Origin of the sequence: Streptomyces sp. SID3343 (genome assembly GCF_009865215.1) — a bacterium.
Classification (GTDB): domain Bacteria; phylum Actinomycetota; class Actinomycetes; order Streptomycetales; family Streptomycetaceae; genus Embleya.
The window spans coordinates 1-2,243 of sequence record NZ_WWJX01000884.1 but is presented as its reverse complement, the minus strand read 5'-3'; the positions used below and the strand labels follow the sequence as shown (position 1 = coordinate 2,243).

1 protein-coding gene and 1 pseudogene are annotated in these 2,243 nt (G+C 70.1%); one reads left to right on the top strand and one right to left on the bottom strand.

The window, feature by feature from the left end; all coding sequences use genetic code 11:
• Nucleotides 1-273 (top strand): annotated as a pseudogene (locus tag GT354_RS27535) (hypothetical protein); the annotation flags it as partial.
• A gap of 123 nt (nt 274-396) precedes the next feature.
• Here GT354_RS27535 and GT354_RS27530 read toward each other — a convergent pair.
• Entirely contained in the window at nt 397-1,878 is a 1,482-nt protein-coding gene (locus GT354_RS27530) for an aromatic prenyltransferase (protein WP_161359080.1), read from the bottom strand.
• Nucleotides 1,879-2,243 lie beyond the last annotated feature (365 nt).

Here is a 2,243-nt window from a genome sequence, read left to right as displayed (position 1 = left end):
GATCGGGTGTTGCCGCTCAACGCCGAAGCGGAGCGTGCGATCGGCGCGGCCGGCACGGGCGTTCGGGCCTATCAGCAGCGCGTGCACGCGGCCTACGCGGACAAACTGCCGGGGACGCGCTACGACGCCAAGGGCCTGGCCGGCGGCTACGAACCCACCGGCGGGGCGGACGAGGACTCGTTCGCGACCGCGCCCGTCGCGGCGACCGCAGCCGGTGTGCTCGTCGCCGTCGGGTCGGTCGGCGTGGCGATCCGGGTCCGGCGCCGCCGCTGAACCGTTCGACCGCGTCGGGGCCTTCCCGGGCCGAATGCGTCGATCTCCCCTGTCGACGGCATCCGGGAAGGCCCCTGTTCGTGCCGCGTACGCGGCGAAACCGGCGACACGACCGCCCCCGGGCTACTCGGCCCCGACTCCGGCCGTGATTCCGACCCCGATTCCGACCCCGGCCCCGACCGCGGACTCGGCTTCGACTCCGACCGCGGTCTCGGCCCGATGCTGTGCCAGGTGCGCGGCGAAGAGTGCGGCCGCCTTTTCCTCCAACTCCGGGATCAGGCGCACGCTTTCCTGCTCGTCGGGATCCGTGCGGGCGATCACGCCGGCCGCCGGTTCGTTTTCCAGGTTGGCGGCGACGTGCGGCAAACCCGCCGGGATGTACAGGAGTTCGCCCACCCCCGAGTCGACGTGGTGCTCCAGGTCGTGCCCGAAATAGGTACGGGTGCGGCCCGACGTGACATAGAGGGACGACTCGTGACCGTCGTGGATGTGCACCGCGCCGCGAGTGAGTGGTGGCATCGCGATCAGGTGCATGCACAGGCCCTGGGAACCGACCGTCTGCCGGCAGATCCCGGCCACCAGACCCATCTTCTGCTTGCCCTCGTACGCCGTCTCGGCGTTGACCACCCGGACCATCGGGGGCGCGACCGCGCCGGTGGCGGCCGGCAGCGCATCGGCGGCGGCCAGGATCGGATCGCGGCCGGCGCTGCCGGTGAGGTAGCAGTCCCAGTCGCGCAGCCGGCCGGCCATGTCGCCGCAATAGGAGTGCTCGGCCTTGAGGTACGTCCCCTCGCCCGGTCCATGGGACCAGCCGAGTCCGCGAATCACCTCGATGTCGTTGTCGGGCGCCGTCTCGAAGAACGCGGAAATGCGCTGCGGCAGTGGGGGAATGCGGTTCTCGGGGATCCCCAGGGCGTAGAAGCAGGCCCGCACGGCCCGACCGGTGTCCATCGCGAAGGTGACGGCCAGACAGAAGTCCTCCGGCACCACGGTCCGCATCCGCGCCACCGAGGCATCGTCGGGCGCGGTGATACCGACGGCCCCGAGCACCTGCGCGGCGCGGCTCGGGGTCAGCGGGCCCCGGGCACGGAAGTAGACGTTGAGACTGCCGTGGCGATAGTCGACGGCCGTGAACCTGACGTGGTCGAGACCGACCCGCTTGAGCCCCGGCAGTTGCGCGCGCAACGCCGGCGGTACGGCGGGGTTGTCCAGTACCTGTTCGGCCGGGCGCATCCCGCCCAGATACACCCAGGTCTTGGCCATGCCGTTGAACCCGTCGAAGTCGCACGACTGGATGGCGTCGGTCTCGAAGATCCGATCCCACTCGGCCACGAGCGCGGTCAGCGCGCTGCGACGGATCAGTCCGGCGGCAAGAGCCGTCTCCACGGTGTCGGTTCGCTCACGTGCGAAGAACCGGTAACCGAGGTGGTCGCCCGGGCGGTCGGTCGTCTTCCACAGCACGGCGCCGGTGTGGAAGTGCGAGCCGAACACCTCCACGACGCGACGTGTGGTCTCCTCGTCGTACGGAGCGCCGATGGCCTTGGCCATGGCTTCCGCGTCGATCAGGAACTTCCCCTCGGAGAACACGGCGGCGGTCTTGTTCATGAGTATTACCAGAATCCTTGTGATGAATATCCGTACATAGGGCGCTCTACAGCGTTTTCGCCGCGATCAGCCTGTCAGATCCGAGCCGTCCGGACGGGTACCGGCGCAGCGGACCCGATCGTGTCGCGCAGGCGGGATCTGCAGAGCGGCAGTCGCGAAGTCATCTGATACGACGTGGAGTTGCGCCATTCGGCCGTGAGCTCGGCGAATGCTCGACACCCGCCGATCCCGATCCCGAAGAACGCACCGGGGGTAGGCCACGCGCGGGGCGGCGCTCCCCGCGCCGGCCTGTGATCCGGTGCCGCGCGGGGCGGCGAACGCGGCGGGTCGCGAATCGTCGGCCGGCACCTGGGCTCGGGCCCCAC

Coding starts and splice junctions, on each gene's coding strand:
- GT354_RS27530 (WP_161359080.1), bottom strand. CDS start 1,878: ATGAACAAGACCGCCGCCGTGTTCTCCGAGGGGAAGTTCCTGATCGAC.